The following is a 5,546-nucleotide window of genomic DNA, read 5'->3' as shown; positions in this document are numbered from 1 at the left end:
TCCCACGATCAGTAAAGAAACCCCTTCCGCTCCTCCGATCGTACAATTTCGAGCAGCCATGATCCTCCTTCACGGCACGGGGACACATAATAAAGGGGCGGAGCTGATGGCCATTGCGGCCCTCCAGCACTTCCGCTCGCGACCGAACCCGCCGGAATTTGCTGTGCCCCCGTGGTTCGGTCCCTATCCCGATCGCGCCAAATATGGCCTGTGGACTCTCCTTTCGGAAAGGCGGTTGGGCCGCTCCAAACTGGTGGCTGTGTGGGCTCATCGGTCGTTCCGAAAGAAGTATGGTCTGGCTGCCGAAAGCGACATCACGGCGGTGATTGACGCCTCGGGCTTCGCATTCGGCGACCAGCACGGCCCAGGTCCCACAGAACAGATGGCCCGCCAGTGCCGGCGGTGGAAGAACGATGGAAAAAAGATCATTCTCCTGCCCCAAGCATTTGGCCCATTCACGACGTCGGCCATACGGAGGGCCTGTCGTGAACTCGTCGACCATTGCGACCTTGTGTTCGCTAGGGAAGAGCGATCCTATAAACACCTCGTCGATGTGGCCGGGGAGCGGCCGAATATCCAAATGGCCCCAGATTTTACGCCCCTCGTTGAAGGCGTTTTGCCTGAGGGCTTTGAACCCAAGCCCAATACGGTATTTGTCGTCCCCAACATGCGAATGCTCGATAAAACAGACGGGTCCACGGCGCAGGGATACATCCCATTTCTCGCCGATCTCATTGAGATGGTGACAGGCCGGGGCCTGCGGGTGACCCTTCTCATTCATACCCCGGAAGATCGCGCATTGATTGGACCTATCAAAGATCACTTCAGAGGGCCGATTGACGTCGTCGAAGAGACGTGTCCGCTACGCTTAAAAGGGATTCTGGGCACAGCTTATGGTGTGATCAGTTCCCGTTTTCACGCCCTCGTGGGTGCTCTCTCCCAATGTGTGCCCAGTTTAGCCATCGGCTGGAGCCACAAATACGAGGAGCTGATGGGGGAATACGGGTGTCCGGAGGCTGTGGTCCAGGTGGCCGATCGCGCCGGAGCCCAGGCGACGATTGCCGCAGTCCTCGAAGGGCCCACTCGGGAACGGGTGGTTGAGAAACTCCGAGGGAGCAACGAACGGATCCGCCACGCGATCCACGCGATGTGGAATGCGGTCGATGCGGTGGTGTGCCCGACAACCGAGGGGGGCACCACTGCAAGTCGCGCCATGGTTGGAAGTATTGCGGCCTCAGGTTCTCCGAGGCCTTCAAAACAGTGAAAGCTGGGATTGCCTCGCCCACTTCAGCCCTTTTTGTCCAACTCACCGCGAAACCGTCGGGCTCGCCGACAAGTGGGCTGATGATCGTCGAGGCCCTCCAGGAACTGGGGGCCCGGGTGCATGTCATCTTCGCCCAGGATGGAGCCATGCGAGCGGAATACGAATCCCGCGGCTGCACGACGGAAATTCTTTCCCACGGGCAGTGGCTGGCGGGAGGACCGAAGCACCGTCGTCTGCGACGCTGGTGGCGCGACTGGCGGGCTGCCCGACGCCTGGCCCGACGGGTGCGTCAACTGCGTCCCGATATCGTCTATGTGAACACCTTGACCGGTCTTTCCGGAGCCTTGGCTGCCAAATGGTGTGGTGTGCCGTGCATCTGGCATGTGCGGGAGCTTTTCGACGATGTGGGCGGCGAGATGCACGATCCTTGGCCGGGTGGCCGGTGGGCTGTGCGCCGATGTCTTCAGTCCTTGGCCGAGCGAGTCGTCGTCATTTCCCGGGCTGTTTGGGAGAACGTGGTTGGTTCCAGTTGCCAAGGTAAAACCGTGCTCATCCCGAATGCCGTGGAGGACCGATTTTTCGAGCTTGATCTGACGCAGGCAGAGGCACGCCAACAACTGGGCCTGCCCCTGGATCGGCTGATCATCGGTGTGCCGGGGACCTTGCGACCTGTCAAGGGGCATGAATTCTTTCTGGAAGCCTTGCCGGGAGTGGTGGCCGCCGTGCCCGACGTACTGGCTGCAATCACAGGAGATGGTGATCCCGGCTACCGGCAGAAGTTGCAGGCGCACGTCAACGCAAGTGGACTGGCTAGCCACGTGAACTTCCTTGGAACGGTAGCGGACATGGCGACGTTCTACCGGGCGTGCGATGTCGTCTGCATTCCCAGCCGCTCGGAGTCCTTTGGCCGGACGGCCGTTGAGGCCATGGCCGTGGGAACCCCCGTCGTCGCCACGCGTGTGGGCGGCCTGGCAGAAACAATCACCCACGGGGAAACAGGGTTTTTGGTGGAATATGGGGAGACAGATGAATTGACTAGGGCCTTGATTTCTTCTCTGTTTCAGAGAGAGTCAGTCAGCAGAGCGGTTGCCCGAGCCAGAAACCTCTGTAAAAACAGATTTAGCCGGGACTGCTATGTGGAATCGGTTGTTGCGATGCTGAAATCGGCCTTTTCTTCAACTGAGCCGTCGCGCGGGGATTTTTGCGGTGTTTCCAGTTAAGATTATCCTTATCGCCTATAACTCTGGACGGTGGCTCAAACCTTGTTTTGACTCACTAAGAAGGGTCTCGTGCAATAATTACGAAGTTATTTTAGTTGACAATGGTGGTAATAACATGGTGGTTCAACTCGCGAGGGAAATGGACAAAATTTCAGCTCTCGCAACACCATTTTCGATGCCCTTCTCCGAAGCCAATAATTTTGCTCTTGTCAACGGTGGCCTGGACAGCGAATTTGTTTGCTTTTTGAACCAGGATACGATCTCGCGCGAAGATTGGTTGTCCGCCTGTCTGGCGATGATGGAAAAGGATGAAATGGTGGCGGCCGTTATTCCGCTCATTGAAAACTACGACGGCACCACCTGGGATCAGGCGTTCGTTACTTGCGCCAAGGCCAATCCGGAACTGTATGAACGTTTGCAACAGGGCGTCCGGGGGTCTTTCAACGATTTGCCGGAGTTTGTGGAGGTTCCGGAGATCACTGCAGCGGCCATGGTGGTTCGCACAGAGGCCTTGATGAAAGCCGGGCCATTCGATCCCATCTACGGCAGCTATTACGAAGACTATGACCTGTGCCGCCGGATTGCCACGGCTGGCTACCGTGTGGGTATTTGCACCCGGGGACGCGTCGGCCATTACGGTGGTTCAGTGACTACCGACCGCAAAGCGTATTTGCGGCGGGCCCGATGGATCTGTCGCAACCGCGTCATCTATGCAGCGAGGTGGAAGTGGAAAAACCGGCTCGCGGGGCTTGTGTGGTATCTCGCACTGGAATTGCCACGTAATTTTGCTCGGTCTCTCTTAGGGAGGTCAGCGATACCGTTTCGTTCCTTTCTGCGGGCTCATCTTGATCTTGTACCGCTGTTACCAAGACTGATTTCGCCATCCCATGATCGAAAAGTCTGGCTGCAATATCTTCGAGCAATTGGATGGCCGGGCCTCGTGGAACACGCTCCAACGGGTGGGCCGCAGCCCGTAGAAATCAACTGATAACGTGTTACCGTGCGAGTTCTTCATCTGAACGAACATTTGAATTGGACAGGGGGAGTGGAAACGTATCTCCTCCATCTGATCCCGGCTCTGGAGTCGGCGGGGATCGAGCAGCACTACGCATTTGCCCGAGGTAACTCGTCTTTGCTATCTCGCTCATATCACTTGCCAGATTTAGGAAAGCCGGAGAAAAAAGCAGAGCAATTTGGCTTTGCAAGAGTCAAGGAGCTCCTTAACACAGTCCAACCAGACCTCATCCATGTGCACCGAATCTATAATCTGGGAGTGCTACGAGCGTGCTTGGAATTTGGCCCCACTGTTGTCACCTGTCATGATTATCTGTACCTTTGCCCGGCGGGTAGTTTCTTCCACCGGCGGACGAAAACAATCTGCAACCGAAAGGCCAGCCCTGCGTGTTTTGTGATAACGATTTTCAAACGGTGTTTAACGCCGAGGCCTCGCTTTGCAATCGCTTATTACCGGCGGGTGAAAACTTTCTGCCGGTGGCGCAGGGAATTTCACGCGGTCATTTGTCCGAGCGAGTCGGTCCGATTACGGCTCCTTGCGATGGATTTCGATCCACTTCGCACCGTGACGCTGCCGTATTTTTGCCCCCTGGAGCCACGTTTAGAACCGCGGCCTCTGCCGAAAGAGCCAACCATTCTTTTCATGGGAAGAGTGCGGCCGATCAAGGGGTATGATGTCTTTATCAGGGCCTTGGGAGAGCTTCCCAATGTCCGAGGAATTATGGTAGGCGATGTAGACAATACTAGTGCAAAGGCCATCGACAGGCTCGCTACAGACTCTGGTTGCGCATCGCGACTGGAAGTTCGGCCGTGGGCGTCACGGCACGAGATCCCCAGCTTATTGCAATCTACCACGCTTTTTGTGTTTCCCTCAATCTGCCCGGAGACTCTGGGGATTGTGGGCTTGGAGGCCATGGCCTTTGGTCTGCCCGTGGTGGCCAGTGATGTGGGTGGGGTACGCCAGTGGTTGCGGCATGGTGAAAATGGCTTACTCGTTCCGCCCAAGGACCATCACGCCCTTGCGGCAGCCATTGAAAGTCTAATTAACGCGCCAGAAACGTTAATGCGCATGGGAAAAGCGGGTTTGGACACCGTCCGCAACGGTTTCCTGGTGCAACAGCATGTCGAGCGCCTGACGTCTCTTTACTATCAAGTCGCGTGCGGGAACCCACTGCCCGTTTCTGCGCATGGAAGCACTTCCTAATTTGTCCCTCAGCTTGCCCAGATGTCCATGATGGAAGCGAGCCAGTCCGAACGACCTGTGCGTGTGTTGCACTATTTCGCGTTTCCCGGTGGGGGCATCGGGCGGTACGTTCATGAACTGCTCACGCGGATGATCAAGGAACCAGGGCTGGAAGTCGAACTGGCGTGCATTCCCAGTTACCATTATCTCAAAGAAGCAACTTACCCGATTTGGCCGGGATTGCGTGATATCACACATCCCGTGCCGATAAGGAGACGGCTTCGTTTCGGCATCAATCTTTTTGTTAATCCATTACGGGCAATCGCTCATGCCCGGGCGTGGGAAGCAGATATCCTTCATCTCTCCACAATTCCCCACGTGACGTTCGCTATTTGGTCAAGGGCGTTGAAAAAGGCTGGAATAAAGCTTGTGGCCACCGCCCACGACGTGCGACGTTCTCAGGGATTGATTTGGTACAAATACGAGATCGAACAGCTCAAGCGACTTTACCGTGCATGTGCGGCCATCTTCGTCCACAGCGAATATCAAAAAAAAGACATCATTGACTTTGCTGGGGTCTCCGCTGACCGTGTCTTTATTGTCCAGCACGGACCTAACTATCATGGGCCGCCGGAGGCGGACAAAGAAACACTGCGCCGCCGGTATGGCATCCCAGTAAATAAACAAGTAGCCTTGTTCTTTGGCGACATTCGGCCGGATAAAAATCTTGATCTGTTCCTCCAGGCAATGGTGCCGTTTAAGGACCGCTTGCATCTCGTCGTGGCCGGACAACCGAAATCAAAGCGGGAGGATATGACTAAAAAAACATTGCAGCTTGTTGAAGAACTTGGGCTAAACTCTAATG

The 5,546-nt window shown here is 55.9% G+C and carries 5 protein-coding genes; all 5 read left to right on the top strand.

Annotated elements, in window-relative coordinates; all coding sequences use genetic code 11:
- Positions 1 to 1,264 (top strand): polysaccharide pyruvyl transferase family protein (locus ABJK56_RS08650; protein WP_347244266.1); only part of this gene is annotated, 1,264 nt, incomplete at its 5' end.
- Entirely contained in the window at positions 1,261 to 2,484 is a 1,224-nt protein-coding gene (locus ABJK56_RS08645; protein ID WP_347244265.1) for a glycosyltransferase family 4 protein, read from the top strand. The genes ABJK56_RS08650 and ABJK56_RS08645, both read left to right, overlap by 4 nt.
- Positions 2,471 to 3,472 carry a glycosyltransferase gene (locus ABJK56_RS08640; RefSeq protein WP_347244264.1) on the top strand — a complete coding sequence of 334 codons (1,002 nt, stop codon included), beginning with the start codon at positions 2,471 to 2,473 and terminating at the stop codon, positions 3,470 to 3,472. Before ABJK56_RS08645 ends, ABJK56_RS08640 begins: the two co-directional genes overlap by 14 nt.
- 57 nt (positions 3,473 to 3,529) lie before the next feature.
- Positions 3,530 to 4,702, top strand: a complete 1,173-nt coding sequence (locus ABJK56_RS08635; RefSeq protein WP_347244263.1) for a glycosyltransferase family 4 protein — start codon at positions 3,530 to 3,532, stop codon at positions 4,700 to 4,702.
- 27 nt (positions 4,703 to 4,729) lie between these two features.
- Positions 4,730 to 5,546, top strand: an 817-nt coding sequence (locus ABJK56_RS08630; protein WP_347244262.1) for a glycosyltransferase family 4 protein, incomplete at its 3' end; no start/stop codon positions are given.

Origin of the sequence: Thermogutta sp., from assembly GCF_039793925.1 — a bacterium.
Lineage (GTDB): Bacteria > Planctomycetota > Planctomycetia > Pirellulales > Thermoguttaceae > Thermogutta.
Note: the sequence above shows the minus strand (reverse complement) of the source record. Positions and strands in the feature narration are given on the sequence as shown.